Genomic DNA, 17,404 nt, shown 5'->3' with positions numbered 1-17,404 from the left:
CGGAATGTTGAACGCACTGGATTTAGCGGTGATATGAGAGAAACTCTGAACAATAATAGCTTGGGCACCTACTTAGTAGAATAGAAGAAAACACAAAAAACCGAAGGAAAATCCCTTCGGTTTCTCATTAAATATTGATTAATTTTTTAAGTCAATTTCGACAATTGCATTCTCTTCAGTTACAATTTCAGTTCCTACTTCAATAACTTCTTGAGCAGGTACTACAGCTTCTGCAACCTCTTCAGATTCAACTTCGGTTTCAACTTCAACAGCTTCCTCAGCAGGTACTTCTACTGCTACTGCTAGTACAGCTGAATTAGCTGCTGCATGTTCTTTAGCAGTTTCGCTTGCTTTAACACTAGCTTGTGACTTTGCTTTGTTAGCTGCAGACGGGTTTACTTTTTCAACCTCAGTTACTTCTGCCTCTTCTTCAACTACTTCAGTTTCTACTGTTTCAGTTTCAACTACTACTGTTTCTTCATCAGCCACTACTTCTTCTGCAACCTCTTCAGATTCAACTTCGGTTTCAACTTCAACAGCTTCCTCAGCAGGTACTTCTACTGCTACTGCAAGTACAGCTGAATTAGCTGCTGCATATTCTTTAGCAGTTTCGCTTGCTTTTACACTAGCTTGTGACTTTGCTTTGTTAGCTGCAGACGGGTTTACTTTTTCAACCTCAGTTACTTCTGCCTCTTCTTCAACTACTTCAGTTTCTACTGTTTCAGTTTCAACTACTACTGTTTCTTCATCAGCCACTACTTCTTCTGCAACCTCTTTAGATTCAACTTCAGTTTCCACTTCAACAACTTCCTCAGCAGGTACTTCTACAGCTACTGCATGCACAGCTGAATTGGCTGATGCATGTTCTTTAGCAGTTTCGCTTGCTTTTACACTAGCTTGTGACTTTGCTTTGTTAGCTGCAGACGGGTTTACTCTTTCCTCTTCTTCATCAATCTCTGCTTCTTCGTCATCTTTAGTTTTTACAATTGCGTCTTTTTCAAAGTCGATGTCTTGGGAACCTTCATCTTCATCCTCGTCTTCTTCATCTTCAATTCTTACAACTGAGTCAGAGTCAGCAGTTTTTTCTTCTTCCCCGTCTTTTGCCGCGTCATCTTCTTTTGCAACTACATCGTTATCAACGTCAACTGCTACTTCAGATTCAGAATCTACAGTCGTATCCGCTTCAGTTTCATCCGTTACTACAGGCTCAAGTTCAATGACAGGTGTGGTTTCCTCAACTGGTGCTTCTGCCTCTACTTGCTCTTCCACCACCACATCTGCAGCTTTTTCTCCCTTTCCAAGAACAGCTGAATTTGGGGCTGCATGTAATTTTGCATTTTCGCTTGCATGTACGCTTGCCTGTGACTTACTAGCCTTTTCTTCATTAGGCTTTACTTGTACGCTTACTTCATCCTTTGCTTGTACTGCTGGTGCTGCCGGAACAACTGGCTTAACATTCACATTAACCTTTGCGTTAGTGGATTGATTCGCTTGAACAGGTTTTTCAGTTTTAGCGTGATCGGGCCCTGCTGCTTCTGTAAATTGACCTCCCGCAAAAATTCCAAATGATAATGCTCCTGCAAGTACAAAAGATTTAGCAACTTTATTAGTGTTTAAGTAATGTTTCATTTTTTTAATTCGCTCCTTTTATTATCATGATCCGTGGCTTTTAGCTGCGGGTGACATTAGTGAAAAAAGGAGCTGCCTGCGGCGGTGGCGATGGCGGAGCATTCACCCATTGAGTATTCATCAATGCCAACCGGGAAAGGTACGGCTGGACAAGTTTGATTTCAAAGTAGTGATTCCATTCAAACCATTTATCCAAAAAGCTTAAATTATTTATCCCTTGATTAACCCGATCATTTGATTGACCCCCAGAACTGTTGCTTCTCTGTGATTGATTCAGTACTTGGTTCACCTTAGGAAACTCTTCCTTGCTGGCAGGATTTTTCTGTGGCTCCTGCACAACGGATTCTGATTCTGTTATGTCTACGTCTACATCTTGCACATAGACAGTATGATTTACTGTTTCTCGTTTTACTTGTTCGACATAGCCTTCAGAATCAGTATCTTGGATAGAATTATTTGGAGCCAACTTTTCTACTGTATGATTTTCCTGGACAGCCTCTGCTTGTTCGGGAACATTGACCTGAGCAACATTCTCAGCTTTCTTTACCACGGACTTCATATTTCCATTAGCCTGCTCTGGCAAACTTTTTTCTAACGCAGCCTGATTTTGGGCTGGTAGTTGTTTTGCTTGTACTTGGTTTTCACGAGCATGTTCAGGAATTGTCTTATTCAGCGATTTCGCTTCTTCAGACTTTGCTGGTACTGCTATTGTCGCAGGTTCTGGTATTGAAGCAGCTTCTTGTACTGCTGCCGGTTCTGGTATTGAGGCCGGTGTTGAAGCTGGAGCTTGTCCCTTTTGAGGACGAAGTTCATTCTTCTCCGCAAAAGCATTGTCTGGAAAAAACATCGCAGCACCAACCAACAGTGCTAATATAAGAAATTGGCGGAAGTGCACATTTTCACCCCCTTTCAATGAATATGAATGTTGCGTTCACGGACAAAATTCGTGCAAAATCTTCATTTTCTGTCGTTTTCCCTAAAAAACCATTCTTTTCACCCAAATCCCTCGAACCTTATGGGTAATTTATAACAAGTACACCCCGTTACAGAAGAAACAAGATAAATAGATTCTTTCATGGGCTTGAGGACAAATCTCAGAAGGGCTACTATACGTTTTGTCCTTAATAAGGGGGCTTGAGGACAAATCTCAGAAGGCCACTAAACGTTTTGTCCTTAATAAGGGGGCTTGAGGACAAATCTCAGAAGGCTACTATACGTTTTGTCCTTAATAAGGGGGCTTGAGGACAAATCTCAGAAGGGCTACTATACGTTTTGTCCTTAATAAGGGGGCTTGAGGACAAATCTCAGAAGGCCACTATACGTTTTGTCCTTAATAAGGGGGCTTGAGGACAAATCTCAGAAGGCTACTATACGTTTTGTCCTTAATAAGGGGGCTTGAGGACAAATCTCAGAAGGCCACTATACGTTTTGTCCTTAATAAGGGGGCTTGAGGACAAATCCTAGAAGGCTACTAAACATTTTGTCCTTAAGCACCAAAAAGACGATTCGGGGGGAACGAATCGTCTCTTTGTACCTATTAGTTAGGCTGCTGCTTTATTTTCTTCAGTATAAGTCTTTGTTGTTTTACGGATGAATGGTACCACCCAGCGGTCTAGACCATATTTACCTGCATTGAAGCCTGCTGCTAAGATGATGAAGCCTAAGAAAATATCAGTTGGGTTATGAGATACGGTTCCTGCTAAAAAGAATGAGAAGTTCATCACTAATCCAAAAAACATGGCTGCTGTTGTTAAACATCCTAATAGAAGTCCTAAGCCGATTAAGGTTTCGCCCCAAGGAACGATGAAGTTGAAGACATCAATGTTCGGTAACGCAAAGCTTTCTAGGAAGTTCACGTACCAGCTATACACCATGTTGCCATCTGGACCCTTTACTGGATTCGCAATCGCACCCTTTAGGAAACCGGAAGCGTCAAACCCGCCTGTAATTTTATGAAAACCAGCTGTGAACCAAGAGTAGCCTAGGTATAATCGAATAATAGTAAGAATGGCTGCTGAGATTTTATTTTCTCTTAAAAAATTGTTAAACATAAGTCATTCCGCCTTTCAAAATTTACTTGTTCTTTATACTTACACTATATTGGAATTTGAAGGTTAACAACATAGGTATAGTGTTAAGTTCACAGTTTGTTTGAAATGTTATGACGGAATGTTGAACAGCTGCTAGAAATGGTTATTTTTAAATTCATCTTCAATCTTCATTCGCTAATTTCCTTCTATCCTCAGCTAATGACGGCTGTTCGAGCCAGCCCCTTTTTTTTAAAAAAGTTGAGCTCCCTCCTCTGCGTACCTCCCTATTTCGACCATTAGGTAGGTATATTTCCTTAACCTTATTGTCTTGGGTTGTCTCAAGCACATGACTAAGGATCGTTCATATATTGAGTCCATAGTTTGGCTATCTCACCGGTAGTTAATGGAACGTTATGTTTACTCTCCTCCACAAAAAAACCATTTCATAACTTCATATAGAGTTATTATGTAAAGTCTGGATAATATTTAATACAAAAATTGTTGCAATTTAGACGTTATTATAAAATAGCGTATTGTGGCCGAAATCATGTGTAATCAGCGGTGTTTTTCAGTAGTAAGATATATCAATATCATTTCACCTTTTCTCAATTTTCCTACTATTTTATTAAGTATTCACAGCAAAGATGTTCTATGTTACTATCGGAAAGGCTTTGGAAAAATGCTATCCATCATAAAATTGAAGCACTTGGAAATCAAGTCATCTCACCTTCCAAACCAAATTACAAAAAAACATACGAGGTGTATGATGAAAACAGATAAATCAGCCCAAATCGAAAACAAAAAACTATTAATGGACATTGTGGAGTTAAAAATAAAACTAAGTGAATTATTTACCCGAAGTGGCCCAAATACTTCCGAATATATAAGTCTATCAATCAAACTCGATTGTCTGATGAATGATTACTTTAACGAGAAAATAGAACAACTGATTTAAACAAGTAAGAGACCAGCAAAAAATTTGCTGGTCTCTTTTTAATTTGCTTTTATAATCTATCTTCGGGTCACTCCAGCTTAAATTTATTTTTTCTGACCATGTCCTTTTCGCCTGTTTTTCTATATATAAAGGGTGAAAGGAGGTGATAACGATGGCACAGGCAGTTGTAACATCGTCTAAACTACGTTTGGTGTTTCAAGTAGGCATGGATGACGAAGGGAAACCGGTTTTAAAAGCAAAGATACTTAGTAATATCCAGAAATCTGCGACAGCTGATCAACTATTCCAAGCAGCACAAGCGTTGATTGGATTGTCCAACGACACTCTCAGCAATATTGAGAGAGTTGACAGTGCAGATTTACTAGCGTAATCAAAAAATTAATAGTGATAGGAGGTGAATGAAATGGCTAAAACATTAGAATTGGAGTTTACGACAGAGTTTGGTAAATCAGCACGCTTATCGATAGACAATCCGAAGGAACCAATTGACGAATCTGTGGTTAAGGCGGCGATGGAAGAAATGATCACGTCAGGAGTTTTCACTTCTACAAACGGTAATTTTGCTACTGTAAAAGGAGCTCGGGTGATTGATCGAAATGTAACTGAATATGAGATTATTTAATAGAGTAGGAGAAGGCCGGGTTTCGAGAGAAGCCGGTCTTTTTTAAAAGAAAGGAGTGAAATCTCGTGGAGCAAATGATACCTCTGATTAGTGAGGTAGGATTTCCAATCGTTGTGACCCTCTATTTGCTATATCGGATTGAGTCGAAGCTAGATATGGTAGTCCAATCGATTCAAAATCTTCCCGAGCGCATGAAGGCGTAGAAGCTGATCCGAAAGATGTCACGTTCAAATTAATAGAACCTTAAACCTTTGTTCATAGTTTGTTCATACTTTGGGGGTAAGATAAATACATGAAGAGGACAAACATTTTTCTCTCTCTTTCATAAACCCCCTTTTATAAGATTTCTTTTTGGATTCGGCAACCGGCTGAATCCCTTTTTTTATGAAAATTTTTTGCGCCTAACCTGCATAGAATGGAATGTTACTTATTATTTTTGTAACGTTTCGTTCTTTTTTCGTCATTTGATGTGAAAATTCACTATGGAGGCAGGTGTTTTATGAATTTAACCATAAAAAAATGTTTAGAATGCGGTGGAACTTCCTTTACTCAGGCAAGTGATCACATATGCCTTCGTTCGATCGAAAAAAGTTTTACAAATGGATCAGTAGAGAACTATATTGTTTGTTTAAACTGTGGTGAAATTCTTTCCATTAAGATCCTACACCCCGGTAAATTACAATACGGCAATCACTAACTCATGTGATTGCCGTATGAAGTCTTCAGCTTATCCAGAAAAATCTCCTACTAAGCCCGCTACTTCTATCATCCTTTATCCATCCCCACAAGATAAATTCTTTCAAACCTTTTTTTAAAAGTTTTACTTGCAAAAGCGCTTACAATGAGTTTATAATATCCATAAACCGATTTACTAAACCGGTTTATAAAAAATATATACTTACTTCAAAGAAGGTGTTATTACCATGCAAAATGTAATTGTTCCTTTAAATGCTTTTGATAGAGTCGAAGTCTTAGAGAAAGGACAAACTTCTTTTATTAAGCTTATTGCCGGTTCCGGTGCTTTTGGAATTGAGATTCGCCGGGAGTTATTTTCAGAACAAGATCCGCCGTTAGAAAGCATGAAACAAGAAATAAAAAAACATCAACTCTTTACTGTGTATTCGGCACCCATCGAGTTATGGAATGCGAATCATCAGTTAAACGAACAAGAGTTAACGACGATTTTTGAAGAAGGAAAGAAGCTTGGTGCCAATTGGATCAAAATATCACTAGGACATTTTAGTAAAGAGCAATCCAATGTTAGCCACCTCCACTCCTTTTTAAAGCAGCATCTTGAAATTCAATTATTCATTGAGAACGACCAAACGCTGTATGGCGGAAATGTATCCAATTTAAAGTTATTTTTTGAAAGCGCCTCCGAACAGAATGTGCCGGTTAAAATGACTTTTGATGCAGGAAACTGGTACTATTCCAAACAGGAGATAGACGACGCTTTAAGTCAGCTATCACAATATGTCCAGTATCTTCATTTGAAACAAGTTGATTTGGAAAATGGGGAACTTGTAACACTTCCACTTCAAAAAAACATTGGACACAGCTGGGAAAAAGTGATGAACAGCCTTCCTTCCGATCTAGTGAGAGCGCTTGAGTTCCCAATACAACCAAAGGAACGAACAAAAGAGTATATCCAAATGATGACAGAAAGCGAGGTACTACTGTGAAAAAGTTAGATGTCGTAACATTTGGCGAAGCAATGGCGATGTTCATGGCGAATCATCCTGGTTCCTTACATGAGGTTAACCAATTCACCCGTGAGCTTGCAGGCGCCGAAACCAACGTCGCAATCGGTCTTGCCCGCCTTGGGCTCGGCTCTGGCTGGGCGAGTAAAGTAGGTAATGACGCGTTTGGAACATTTATTATTGATCGGCTGAAAAATGAAAACGTCAACACTAACCATGTTTTAGTCGACAACACCTACCCAACTGGGTTTCAATTAAAATCAATGGTGTTACAAGGAGATCCTGAAGTTCAATATTTCCGTAAAGGATCCGCAGCGAGCCATCTTGCTGTAGAAGATTTTAATGAAGAGTATTTCACAGCCGCTAAACACCTTCATATGACAGGGATTCCATTAGCGATTTCAAAAAGTGCACGAGCATTCGCCAAACATGCGTTAACTACTATGAAAAAAAATGGCCGAAAGGTCTCCCTGGATCCGAATTTACGCCCTACTCTTTGGGCATCACAAGATGAAATGGTAAAAGAAATCAATGAAGCAGCTTTCCAAGCGGATTACGTTTTACCGGGGTTAGCCGAGGGTGAAATTTTAACTGGTTTAAGTAATCCTCGTGATATTGCTTCCTTTTACTTGGATAAGGGTGTCGAGCTTGTGGTTATTAAGCTTGGACCGGCTGGTGCTTTTTATAAAACAGCAACACAAGAAGGAACCGTGCTCGGTTTTCCTGTAGAAAAAGTCGTCGATACCGTTGGTGCAGGTGATGGTTTTGCTGTCGGAGTAATCAGTGGACTCCTTGAAGGTCTCTCGATTCATGACGCGGTTATTCGAGGAAATGCAATCGGTTCACTAGCTGTTCAGTCACCAGGTGACAATGATGGCTATCCAACCAAAGAACAGTTAGAAAAATATCTAGAAAATAACCTACAGGGAGTGAAGTAACATGAACCAAACAATTGCTAAAAAAAGATGGTTTTATTTGATTCCAATTGCTTTTATCACTTACAGTCTTGCCTATCTTGACCGTGCCAACTATGGATTTGGAGCTGCTTCCGGATTAGCGAAGGACCTTGATATTACAGCTGCAACTTCCTCCCTGCTTGGTGCACTTTTCTTCTTGGGTTATTTCTTTTTCCAAGTACCAGGTGCAGCTTACGCAGAGAAAAAGAGTGCAAAGGTATTAATCTTTTGGTCATTAATTGCTTGGGGCTTACTCGCTACAGCTACAGGAATGGTAACCAATGTTAAGTTACTATTCGTGATTCGTTTTGCTCTTGGTGTTGTTGAAAGTGCTGTCATGCCGTCCATGCTTGTCCTGCTAAGCAACTGGTTTACGAAAAAAGAACGTTCTCGTGCCAATACATTCTTAATTCTTGGGAACCCCGCAACTGTTTTATGGATGTCAATTGTTTCTGGTTATTTAGTGGAATCGGTCGGCTGGAGATGGATGTTTATTATTGAAGGACTACCTGCTGTCATTTGGGCATTCATTTGGTGGAAGTTAGTTAACGATAAGCCGAAAGATGCAAAATGGTTAACCGATAAAGAAAAGTCAGACCTTGAATTACAATTAGCTAAAGAACAAGAAGGTATCAAGCCGGTTAAAAATTACGCCGAAGCGTTCAAATCAAAACCCGTTATTTTACTTAGCATTCAATACTTCCTTTGGAGCATTGGTGTCTATGGATTTGTGATGTGGCTCCCTTCTATCATTAAAGCGGCGCCGAATATGGATATTGTCACAACAGGCTGGTTGTCTTCAGTCCCTTATATTTTAGCAATTGTTCTAATGTTAACGGCTTCTTATTTCTCTGATAAAATAATGAACCGAAGTGCCTTTGTTTGGCCATTCCTATTAATTGGCGCAATCGCATTCTATGCTTCTTATGCAATTGGTACAGAGCATTTCTGGATTTCCTTTGTCCTGTTAATCATTGCAGGTGGAGCGATGTATGCTCCGTACGGACCATTCTTTGCGATTATTCCTGAAATCCTGCCACGTAACGTTGCTGGTGGTGCAATGGCTTTGATTAACTCTATGGGTGCATTAGGATCATTCGTTGGTGCCTATATTGTAGGATATTTAAACGGTGCAACAGGTGGATTTGGTGCTTCTTATATCTTTATGGCAGGATCTCTTTTCCTTTCTGCAATCTTGACTATTTGGGCGGTAAATGTCGCAAAAAAGGATAGCAGCAAGCCCACAGATATGAAAGTGAGTGCGTAATATTTCACTTAGCACGGTTAGTATAATGGTTGAGGATGACAAAAATTTGTCATCCTCTTTTCGTTTTAAAAAAGACCGTTCATTGCAGATACTGGATAATTAGCTGATTTGTCGCTAAAATGGAAGCAGTGACCATAGGAAAGAGGAAAATAGGCATGGAAATAGTAACGATGGCAGATGTGGCTCGTGAAGCAGGTGTATCAAAAAGTACCGTTTCTCAATACTTAAATAAACGATATGAATATATGAGTGAAAAAACAAAGCAAAAAATTGAAGAAGCCATTGAGACCCTAGGGTATCAACCCAATTTTTTAGCCAGGAGCCTCAAACAAAAGCGTACCTCTCTTATTGGAATCATTGTTGCGAATATAACACATTATTTCTCAACAGAAGTGAGCCGTGCGATTGAGGATTTCTTTCATCAATATGATTTGCAGACCATCGTGTGCAATGCCGATGATGATCCTGAAAAGGAAAAGAAGTATATTGAAATGTTGCGGGCGAAACAGGTCGATGGGCTGATTATTTTTCCAACTGGTAAAAATAATGAGTTATATGAGAGCATGGTAAAGCAAGGCTATCCTGTTGTGTTTGTTGATCGAAAAGTAGAAAATCTTGATGTGTTTTCCGTGATTACCGACAACACCGAATCCACCTACAAGGCCATTCAGCATTTCATCGAAAACGGACATAAAAATATTGCCTTTGCCGTCCAGCCGCTAACGGTCAGCACGCGGATAGACAGATTAGAAGGATACAAAAAAGCTTTGAACGAGGCAGGTTTAGAGGTAAATCCAGATTACATTATCGAAGCAGGTATCCCCGAAATGAAAAAGAAATTGGCACGGGTTTTTTCATTAGAGGTAAAACCAACAGCCCTATTCGCAGCGAACGACCGTGTTTTTATCGCACTTGGGGAATTTTTAAAAGAAAAAGGAATGAAGTTTGGAAAAGACCTTGACGTAGTAGTATTTGATAACATACCCTTTTCCCAAATGCTCGAGACGACCCTTTCCTTTATCATACAACCAGCTGCAAAAATGGGGACCAAAGCCGCCGAACTCCTTTATGAACAAATTCTCAAAGAAAGCCATGCCCCCGAAGTAATCGTATTTCCGAGCGAGATCAAGTAAGTTGGGTGGCTCTCAGGTTGGGTGCCTGTCACCGCTCGTGGACACTGTCCACCTCAGGCGGACAGTTATTGACAGGCATTTTCCCTGCTTCCTCCCTTCCATCCCTCTATACTTTTCTATTGAATAACGCTTACATTTAAAGTATAATCAATTCATAAACCGGTTTAGTAAATCGATTTATCTAACTGCCGAAAAGGAGTTTAAACAATGAAAATACAACTTGCTTTGGATCGGATGGAAATAAATGAAGCGATTGAATTAACTAGAAAAGTGGAGGATTCCGTCGATTGGATAGAGGTAGGTACCTCACTAATTAAGGAATTTGGGATGGCAAGCGTTAGAGAGATGAAACAAGCTTTCCCGGCCAAAACGATTGTTGCCGATATAAAAACGATTGATAATGCCCGCTATGAATTTGAAATGTGTTTTGAAGCCGGAGCGGATGTGGTGACTGTCATGGGCGTGTCTCCTCTTGTAACCATTGACGCGTGCATGGAGGTTGCAGAACGATACAATAAGATCGTCATGATTGATTTATTAAATACAACAGAGCAGCAAAAAAGAGAACTAATGAAATATAAGAAAGCCGTTTTTTGTGAGCATGTAAGCAAGGATCAACAAGAAGAGCTCGGAGCTAGTAATCATGGTGCAGTGGCTAAAAATATCTATGGACCAGACATGACCATTGCAGCTGCAGGCGGCATTACACTCGATTCATTGCAACTATTACGTAAAACACTTAATCCTTCCATTGTGATAATCGGCTCTGCCATCACAATGGCAGAGAATCCAGCAGAAGCAGCAGCCAAATTTAAAAAAGTGGAGGCAAAATAAATCATGTTATTGATTCCTACTATTATCAAAGAAATTGAAACCGTACTCAGTCAGGTAGAAGAAAATAAGCTGGAAGAAATCGCCGGCAAATTGCAAAAAGCTAAGCGGATTTTCGTTATTGGTGAAGGTCGTTCCGGGTTGATGGCCAAATCATTTGCCATGCGCTTAATGCATTTAGGAGCTGCCGTTTTTGTTGTAGGTGAAACGATCACCCCATCTATTGAAGAGGGCGACCTTTTAGTAGCGATTTCTGGTTCAGGAACAACCAAGAATGTAGTTTGGACCGCTGAAAAGACACATTCTCTTGGCTGTTCTGTGGTAGCTGTTACCACAAATCCAGAATCACCATTAGCAGATTCTGCAACAACCATTCTTCACGTCCCCGCTGCTACTAAATATCGCCGTGAGAGTGAATTAAAAACGATTCAGCCACTTGGTTCTCTATTCGACCAGTGTGCTCACATTGTATTCGATACCCTATGTCTGCAATACAGTGCGCTTACCAAAGTGGACCACAGCGCAGCATTCGGACGTCATAGTAATTTAGAGTAGACCCATATCAGATGGGTCTTTTTTTTCGACAAAGTCTTAGAGAATTCACCTTAAACAAGCGTTTGATTAATACATCCTCAAACCCTTTTTAAAAAAGAATGTTTGGTACTTTTCCGGGAAATATTTTGTCGAAGATAGCTTAGTGGATTTCGACACTAAAACAAAAAACATTTTTATGAAGGTCAAATCTACTTTTTCCAAATTATATAAAACTATATAGACAAGTGATACTATTAAATTACTTTCCATATACTTGTTTGAAAGGAGTTTTTTATCATGCAGCGGATTAAATTTATGATTCAACTTTTTCTAAAAGAGCCCTTATGGTTTAAAATGCTCATCTTCATAACGTTACTAACCTCAATCATTTTCAGCAGTTCCTTTTTTTCAGACACACCTCTTTACCAAGGCATTTCCAAATTAGCAGCAGCGATCTTTTTCTTTGCATATGGATATAAATTGAGAATGAATCGTCGAGTTTCCATCCTTTTTTTCACTGTAGCAGCACTATGTATTTATCTATCATTTCTGGTTCTCAGGTAATAAGAAAAGCAGTGAACACACACTGCTTTTGCTTTGCCTATTCAAACGCTTTAATCGATGGAGCCTCGTAATTTAAAAATTTATCAAGTAATGCCGCTGGCTCTTCCTCAATAATCGCCATCGATCGGAACTTTTCTTGTAAAAACTTTTGGTCAATCATATGGTCAAACAGGCTGATTAAGGGGTCATAATAGTGGTTAATATTAAGAAGACCGCACGGCTTTTTATGCAAGCCAATCTGACCCCAGGTAAATACTTCGAAAAACTCTTCAAGGGTCCCGGTCCCGCCAGGCAAGACCACAAAACCATCAACCAAATCAGCCATTTTTGCCTTCCGCTCATGCATGGTTTCAACCGTAATTAACTCCGTTAACCCTTTATGGGAGATTTCCCTTTCCTCTAACACCTTAGGTATCACACCAATGGCTTGGCACCCTTCACTTAACACCGTATCCGCGACAGCACCCATCAACCCGATACTTGACCCGCCGTAAACTAAGGTAATATTCCGTTTTGCGAGTTCTTTCCCCAGTAGAATAGCTCCTGTTTTATAAGCCTCTGAAGCCCCCAAACTTGAACCGCAATAAACCGCCACTCGTTTCATGCCGCTGCCTCCCTATAGGTAAGTTTTAATATAATTATAGTTAATGCTAGAAAAGAAAACAAAAAACAGGAAGAATGAACTTCCTGCTTGTTAAGAAAAGCTGCGCTCCTGCATGGTATAAATGTTAGACATTTCTCTTGGTTTCTTCCACACGTACGGCAAATGGCTGGTTTTCTGATTAAAGATCGCAATCAGTTCATCGAAGCCCTTCATCGCATAGAGATTAAACCCTGGACCGCTCGCAGTCTTAACGAGTATACGACGAGTCGTCAAATGATCTTCTTCACTTTCATTATCATAGTATTTGGTTTGTGTAACCTCTTCCCACCGATATTCATGGAGAGACTTGCCCTTGGCTCTGCTCTCACTCTTAACAGTGAAGCCTTTTTCGTTACAAATAACAGTTGTATCCGTACCATAATAAAAGAACAATATGAAAGCAATTACCGCTGACAAGAGAGCCAATGAACCGAGTAATACATGAATAGTAATAACTCCTACACCGATTATTCCAATGATGGATCCAGCTATCCAAGCCATTCTAGTTGAATTATTATTCGAAAACTCCTTACCCATCATTACACCTCCCTTTATTAAATTTATGAAATTCGTTAACTTATATGTTATGTCCTATTAATAAACATAAAAAACACACAAAAGGGTGCTGGTCTAAAGTTACGCGTTTACTATTGTATTGAAATATAATCAGTCTGTCCTTTTTCAAGTTTTAGAAAATATTATGAAACTTCACCACCGTCGGGTCCGGCGCTTTCTGAAACAACAAAGCTTCGAGGCTATCCTCACGCTTTGTCATTTTACCGTGTAAAGGGTTGAAGCGATGCTTGGAACTATAATATTATAGAGTTAGAGATATCCATGAAATTCCATAATTTTTCTTAAAAAGTACTCGAGTTTTAAAAAACTACAATTCAAAATGGAGGAAAGAGTATGTACCCAAATATACTAAGGCACCCAGGACCCACTCCAATACCTAAAAGAGTTCAGCTTGCCATGAGCCAGGACATGATTAGCCATCGCACAGCAGAGTTTGTACAGTTATATCAAGAAACTACCAATCGTGTAAAACCTATTTTCGGGACGGCACAAGATATTCTACTTCTGCCATCAGGTGGAACAGCGGCATTAGAAGCTGCAGCGGTAAATACTGTTTCCCCTGGTGAAGAAGTAGTGGTTATCACAGTTGGCGCCTTTGGCAATTATTTCGTGTCTATTTGTGAGAAATACGGTTTTAAAGTACATAAGCTCGAAAAAAGTTGGGGTGAAGCTTGTAGCGAGGAAGATCTTATTGAGTTCCTTAAACCTCTATCAAATATTAAGGCAGTTTTTGCAACCTATAATGAGACTTCGACAGGAATTCTAAATCCGATTGAAAAATTGGCAGAGGTTGTTCGTACTCATACCGACGCTTTGTTTATTGTCGATGGAGTTAGCTGTCTAGGCGGAGCTCCGGCAGAAATGGACCAATGGGGAATTGATATTTTAGTAACCGGTTCACAAAAAGCAATGATGCTCCCTCCCGGACTTGCACTATTAAGTGTCAGCGAAAGAGCATGGAAAGTGATCGAGGAAACGATTAAACCAGCTTATTATTTAGATTTACTCAGCTATCGTGAATGGGCAGCGAAGGGCATGACACCTAACACCCCTGCCATCTCATTGATTATGGGACTTTCCGCTGTCTGTGACTTAATTGATGAGGAAGGTGGATTTCCGCAAACAGTGGCAAGACATGAATTAATGAAGAATATGGTGCGGCAGGCAATGAGGGCTCTTTCTATCGGACTCCTAACATCCGACGAGCATGCTTCACCAACGATTACGGCTATATGCGCTCCAGAAGGATTGGAATTACCCTCATTTATTGGTCATCTAAAGGAGAAATATCACCTTGATTTTGCTGGTGGACTTGGGCATCTCCAAGGGAAGATATTCCGATTCGGCCACATGGGCTATTGCTTCCCAAGTGATATCCTTCAAGCCGTTTCTCTAATTGAAGCTGGTTTACAAGACTTCTCCTATTCCTTCGAGCCCGGGGCAGGAGTGGCTGCGGCACAAAATGTTTTCTTAAAATCCCTACGGAAGTAATCCTTTAAAGAGAGGTGTGGTCTTAATAGACTGTGCCTTTCTTTTCGGTAACTCCAGACTATCTTTCCTTTTTCAAATAAGTGCATGGTTCACCCACCAAAACCCATATTATGGTATAGTACAAATATTAAGGAATTTCATTAGTTTGGGAGGAATTGGTGCATGCAATATCGACGTCTAGGCAATACCGGATTAAAGGTTAGTGAAATTAGTTTAGGCAGCTGGCTTACATATGGTGGATATGTAGAAGAACAAAATGCAGTTTCCTCGATTGACCTTGCGTACGAATCAGGAATCAATTTTTTTGACACTGCGAATGTTTATATACGTGGTGAAGCAGAAAAGGTCGTTGGGAAGGTACTTAGTAAATATCCACGTAGCTCTTATGTATTAGCTACAAAGGTGTTTGGAAAAATGGGTGAAGGTCCAAATGATCAAGGATTATCCCGCAAACATATCATGGAACAGTGCGATGCTAGTTTAAAGCGTCTTGGCATGGATTACATAGATATTTATTATTGCCACCGTTACCACCCAGATACTCCATTACACGAAACGCTAAGAGCTTTAGATGATTTAGTACGCCAAGGGAAGGTTCTATATGTCGGCGTAAGTGAATGGACAGCCGAACAAATTACCGAAGCAGTGCACCTTGCGGATAAGAAACTTCTTGACCGCATTGTCGTGAATCAACCAAATTACAGCATGCTGCAGCGCTATATTGAAAAAGAAATCATCCCTGTCAGCGAAAAACATGGTATCGGTCAAGTGGTCTTCTCCCCATTGGCACAAGGTGTGCTAACTGGAAAATATAAAAATGGTGCAAACATTCCAGAAGGAAGCCGTGCAGCACAAGCGAACACAAACATGTCTCATATCCTAACGGAGCAAAATTTAGATAAAGTGGAACAATTAAGAGCAGTAGCCTATGAGGAAGATTTAACCTTAGCACAGCTTGCAATCGCATGGATTTTACGCCAGCACAATGTAGCAAGTGCCCTAGTTGGCGCAAGCCGTCCAGAGCAGCTTGAAGAAACCATAAAAGCATCCGGAGTCAAACTATCGGGTGATACGCTTGAAAAAATCAACGAAATTTTAGCTAACTAAATGAAACAAGGATACCGACAATAGACCGTATCCTTGTGATATATTCCATTAGGTGACAGGCACCCTAGTTTGGACTTTTAATTTAATTCATAATAACTACAAACAACATGACCAACCGCTTTGGCAGCTACTAGGAGGGCATCTTCATCAATATCAAATTTCGGATGGTGATTGAAGTAAGGCTGTTCTACTCCTTTTGGTGTACAGGCAATATAAAAGAAGCATGCCGGGAATTTTTCGGCATAATAGGCAAAGTCTTCGGATGGAGCCATCGCCGGAAATTCCTTCACTTCTTTAATATCAGGATCATTCATGCTTCGCAAGCTTTCTGCGACCAATGCCGTAAGCTCAGGGTCGTTGTATAATGGCGGATAATCTGGTGTATACGTAAGCTCACAGGTCACGCCAAATTCCTCTTCAATCCCTCTTACAATCCGCTTCACTTCTTTTTCAATCGTTTCTTTTGTTTCTACCGTCATATAGCGAATATCGCCTTCAAGTTCTACGCTATCCTTAATTACGTTGAATGTCCCTTTTCCATCAAAAGATCCAATGGTGATGACACCTACATCAAAAGGACTTAATCTTCGGCTGACGATCGTTTGCGCTGCTGTAACAAAATGTGAGGCAGCGACAATTGCATCGTTCGCGAGATGAGGTGAGGAACCATGCCCGCCTCTTCCTTGTACCTTCAATTTCATGTATGCTCGTCCGTTGAAGGAATACCCGGCATGATAACCTACTGTACCAGCTGGTCCCATTGGCAGCAAATGAATGCCATATACTGCATCTAAATCGTCAATTAACCCAGACTCGACAATACTTTTTGCTCCACCTGGCGGTACTTCCTCTGCATGCTGGTGAATGATTTTGATCGTACCTGGAATGAACTCTTTTAAATGAATAAGGCAATCAGCCAAAACTAACAAGTACGCTGTATGTCCGTCATGTCCGCACGCATGCATGACCCCTTCATTCTTTGATTTAAAGGGAACATTCGCTTCTTCTACAATCGGAAGGGCATCAAAATCTGCACGAAGACCAATCGTTTTTCCAGGTTTTCCACCTTTAATCGTTACGATAATGCCATACCCATTCCCAACATTTGTTTGAATCTCAACATCTTTTCCCTTATAAAAATCTACAATATACTGAGCCGTCTTCTCCTCTTTAAAAGAGACCTCAGGATTTTCATGTAAATGGCGGCGGATTGCGATGATTTCTTCTTTACGTGATTCTAACATTCCCATTAAATCGCTTTTCATCATTCTCATCTCCCCTTTTGATGGCAAAGAATAAAAGAAATCTCCATACTATCGTTATAATTAGAATGCACCTATCGATAAACACTAGTCAAACAGAAACT

19 protein-coding genes are annotated in these 17,404 nt (G+C 40.1%); 13 read left to right on the top strand and 6 right to left on the bottom strand.

The window, feature by feature from the left end:
- Window positions 1-138 precede the first annotated feature (138 nt).
- The 3 genes from ABC255_RS03565 to ABC255_RS03555 form a co-directional block, all read right to left on the bottom strand.
- Window positions 139-1,629, bottom strand: a complete 1,491-nt coding sequence (locus tag ABC255_RS03565; RefSeq protein ID WP_412991364.1) for a hypothetical protein — start codon at window positions 1,627-1,629, stop codon at window positions 139-141.
- A gap of 40 nt (window positions 1,630-1,669) precedes the next feature.
- Window positions 1,670-2,524 (bottom strand): hypothetical protein, encoded by an 855-nt coding sequence (locus ABC255_RS03560; protein WP_412991363.1) that lies wholly within the window; start codon window positions 2,522-2,524, stop codon window positions 1,670-1,672.
- A 646-nt stretch (window positions 2,525-3,170) separates the two neighbouring features.
- Window positions 3,171-3,680, bottom strand: coding sequence for a DoxX family membrane protein (locus ABC255_RS03555; RefSeq protein WP_412991362.1), 510 nt, complete (start codon window positions 3,678-3,680; stop codon window positions 3,171-3,173).
- A gap of 685 nt (window positions 3,681-4,365) precedes the next feature.
- Here ABC255_RS03555 and ABC255_RS03550 point away from each other — a divergent pair.
- From ABC255_RS03550 to ABC255_RS03500, 11 genes are all read left to right on the top strand, one after another.
- On the top strand, window positions 4,366-4,614 hold the full coding sequence (locus tag ABC255_RS03550; protein ID WP_412991361.1) for a Spo0E family sporulation regulatory protein-aspartic acid phosphatase: 249 nt from the start codon (window positions 4,366-4,368) through the stop codon (window positions 4,612-4,614).
- Between the two features lie 151 nt (window positions 4,615-4,765).
- The gene (locus ABC255_RS03545; protein ID WP_412998471.1) at window positions 4,766-4,984 is read left to right on the top strand and encodes a DUF1659 domain-containing protein; all 219 of its coding nucleotides are present in this window, start codon (window positions 4,766-4,768) and stop codon (window positions 4,982-4,984) included.
- A gap of 33 nt (window positions 4,985-5,017) precedes the next feature.
- The gene (locus ABC255_RS03540; RefSeq protein ID WP_412991360.1) at window positions 5,018-5,236 is read left to right on the top strand and encodes a DUF2922 domain-containing protein; all 219 of its coding nucleotides are present in this window, start codon (window positions 5,018-5,020) and stop codon (window positions 5,234-5,236) included.
- A gap of 65 nt (window positions 5,237-5,301) precedes the next feature.
- Window positions 5,302-5,439: a YvrJ family protein gene (locus tag ABC255_RS03535; RefSeq protein WP_034673739.1), complete on the top strand. Its 138-nt coding sequence runs from the start codon at window positions 5,302-5,304 to the stop codon at window positions 5,437-5,439.
- 720 nt (window positions 5,440-6,159) lie between these two features.
- Window positions 6,160-6,918 (top strand): sugar phosphate isomerase/epimerase family protein, encoded by a 759-nt coding sequence (locus ABC255_RS03530; protein ID WP_412991359.1) that lies wholly within the window; start codon window positions 6,160-6,162, stop codon window positions 6,916-6,918.
- Window positions 6,915-7,874: a sugar kinase gene (locus ABC255_RS03525; RefSeq protein WP_412991358.1), complete on the top strand. Its 960-nt coding sequence runs from the start codon at window positions 6,915-6,917 to the stop codon at window positions 7,872-7,874. Before ABC255_RS03530 ends, ABC255_RS03525 begins: the two co-directional genes overlap by 4 nt.
- A 1-nt stretch (window position 7,875) precedes the next feature.
- The gene (locus ABC255_RS03520) at window positions 7,876-9,159 is read left to right on the top strand and encodes an MFS transporter (RefSeq protein ID WP_412991357.1); all 1,284 of its coding nucleotides are present in this window, start codon (window positions 7,876-7,878) and stop codon (window positions 9,157-9,159) included.
- A gap of 155 nt (window positions 9,160-9,314) precedes the next feature.
- Window positions 9,315-10,292, top strand: coding sequence for a LacI family DNA-binding transcriptional regulator (locus tag ABC255_RS03515; RefSeq protein WP_412991356.1), 978 nt, complete (start codon window positions 9,315-9,317; stop codon window positions 10,290-10,292).
- A gap of 207 nt (window positions 10,293-10,499) precedes the next feature.
- Window positions 10,500-11,126 carry a 3-hexulose-6-phosphate synthase gene (gene hxlA / locus ABC255_RS03510; protein WP_412991355.1) on the top strand — a complete coding sequence of 209 codons (627 nt, stop codon included), beginning with the start codon at window positions 10,500-10,502 and terminating at the stop codon, window positions 11,124-11,126.
- A gap of 3 nt (window positions 11,127-11,129) precedes the next feature.
- Window positions 11,130-11,678 (top strand): 6-phospho-3-hexuloisomerase, encoded by a 549-nt coding sequence (gene hxlB, locus ABC255_RS03505; protein ID WP_412991354.1) that lies wholly within the window; start codon window positions 11,130-11,132, stop codon window positions 11,676-11,678.
- 276 nt (window positions 11,679-11,954) lie between these two features.
- Window positions 11,955-12,221 (top strand): hypothetical protein, encoded by a 267-nt coding sequence (locus ABC255_RS03500; RefSeq protein ID WP_412991353.1) that lies wholly within the window; start codon window positions 11,955-11,957, stop codon window positions 12,219-12,221.
- A 37-nt stretch (window positions 12,222-12,258) separates the two neighbouring features.
- Here ABC255_RS03500 and ABC255_RS03495 read toward each other — a convergent pair whose 3' ends face one another.
- Both ABC255_RS03495 and ABC255_RS03490 read right to left on the bottom strand, forming a co-directional pair.
- The gene (locus ABC255_RS03495) at window positions 12,259-12,825 is read right to left on the bottom strand and encodes an LOG family protein (protein ID WP_412991352.1); all 567 of its coding nucleotides are present in this window, start codon (window positions 12,823-12,825) and stop codon (window positions 12,259-12,261) included.
- Between the two features lie 90 nt (window positions 12,826-12,915).
- A complete protein-coding gene (locus ABC255_RS03490; protein WP_412991351.1) occupies window positions 12,916-13,401 on the bottom strand; it encodes a hypothetical protein in 486 nt (161 codons plus the stop codon).
- Between the two features lie 372 nt (window positions 13,402-13,773).
- On the opposite strand from ABC255_RS03490, the gene ABC255_RS03485 reads away from it, so the two are divergent.
- Complete coding sequence (locus ABC255_RS03485; protein WP_412991350.1) at window positions 13,774-14,931, top strand: pyridoxal-phosphate-dependent aminotransferase family protein; 1,158 nt, start codon at window positions 13,774-13,776, stop codon at window positions 14,929-14,931.
- Window positions 14,932-15,093: 162 nt separating this feature from the next.
- Window positions 15,094-16,038, top strand: coding sequence for an aldo/keto reductase family protein (locus ABC255_RS03480; protein WP_412991349.1), 945 nt, complete (start codon window positions 15,094-15,096; stop codon window positions 16,036-16,038).
- Between the two features lie 77 nt (window positions 16,039-16,115).
- On the opposite strand, the gene ABC255_RS03475 is transcribed toward ABC255_RS03480, so the two are convergent.
- A complete protein-coding gene (locus ABC255_RS03475) occupies window positions 16,116-17,303 on the bottom strand; it encodes an amidohydrolase (RefSeq protein ID WP_412998470.1) in 1,188 nt (395 codons plus the stop codon).
- Window positions 17,304-17,404: the final 101 nt, after the last annotated feature.

The organism is Neobacillus canaveralius, from assembly GCF_047237705.1.
Lineage (GTDB): Bacteria > Bacillota > Bacilli > Bacillales > Cytobacillaceae > Neobacillus > Neobacillus niacini_K.
Note: the sequence above shows the minus strand (reverse complement) of the source record. Positions and strands in the feature narration are given on the sequence as shown.

What these genes read in the sequence shown, in the direction of transcription:
- ABC255_RS03565 (WP_412991364.1), bottom strand. Translation starts at nt 1,629, where the DNA reads ATGAAACATTACTTAAACACTAATAAAGTTGCTAAATCTTTTGTACTT.
- ABC255_RS03555 (WP_412991362.1), bottom strand. Translation starts at nt 3,680, where the DNA reads ATGTTTAACAATTTTTTAAGAGAAAATAAAATCTCAGCAGCCATTCTT.
- ABC255_RS03545 (WP_412998471.1), top strand. Translation starts at nt 4,766, where the DNA reads ATGGCACAGGCAGTTGTAACATCGTCTAAACTACGTTTGGTGTTTCAA.
- ABC255_RS03540 (WP_412991360.1), top strand. Translation starts at nt 5,018, where the DNA reads ATGGCTAAAACATTAGAATTGGAGTTTACGACAGAGTTTGGTAAATCA.
- ABC255_RS03530 (WP_412991359.1), top strand. Translation starts at nt 6,160, where the DNA reads ATGCAAAATGTAATTGTTCCTTTAAATGCTTTTGATAGAGTCGAAGTC.
- ABC255_RS03520 (WP_412991357.1), top strand. Translation starts at nt 7,876, where the DNA reads ATGAACCAAACAATTGCTAAAAAAAGATGGTTTTATTTGATTCCAATT.
- ABC255_RS03515 (WP_412991356.1), top strand. Translation starts at nt 9,315, where the DNA reads ATGGAAATAGTAACGATGGCAGATGTGGCTCGTGAAGCAGGTGTATCA.
- hxlA (WP_412991355.1), top strand. Translation starts at nt 10,500, where the DNA reads ATGAAAATACAACTTGCTTTGGATCGGATGGAAATAAATGAAGCGATT.
- hxlB (WP_412991354.1), top strand. Translation starts at nt 11,130, where the DNA reads ATGTTATTGATTCCTACTATTATCAAAGAAATTGAAACCGTACTCAGT.
- ABC255_RS03500 (WP_412991353.1), top strand. Translation starts at nt 11,955, where the DNA reads ATGCAGCGGATTAAATTTATGATTCAACTTTTTCTAAAAGAGCCCTTA.
- ABC255_RS03495 (WP_412991352.1), bottom strand. Translation starts at nt 12,825, where the DNA reads ATGAAACGAGTGGCGGTTTATTGCGGTTCAAGTTTGGGGGCTTCAGAG.
- ABC255_RS03490 (WP_412991351.1), bottom strand. Translation starts at nt 13,401, where the DNA reads ATGGGTAAGGAGTTTTCGAATAATAATTCAACTAGAATGGCTTGGATA.
- ABC255_RS03485 (WP_412991350.1), top strand. Translation starts at nt 13,774, where the DNA reads ATGTACCCAAATATACTAAGGCACCCAGGACCCACTCCAATACCTAAA.
- ABC255_RS03480 (WP_412991349.1), top strand. Translation starts at nt 15,094, where the DNA reads ATGCAATATCGACGTCTAGGCAATACCGGATTAAAGGTTAGTGAAATT.
- ABC255_RS03475 (WP_412998470.1), bottom strand. Translation starts at nt 17,303, where the DNA reads ATGAAAAGCGATTTAATGGGAATGTTAGAATCACGTAAAGAAGAAATC.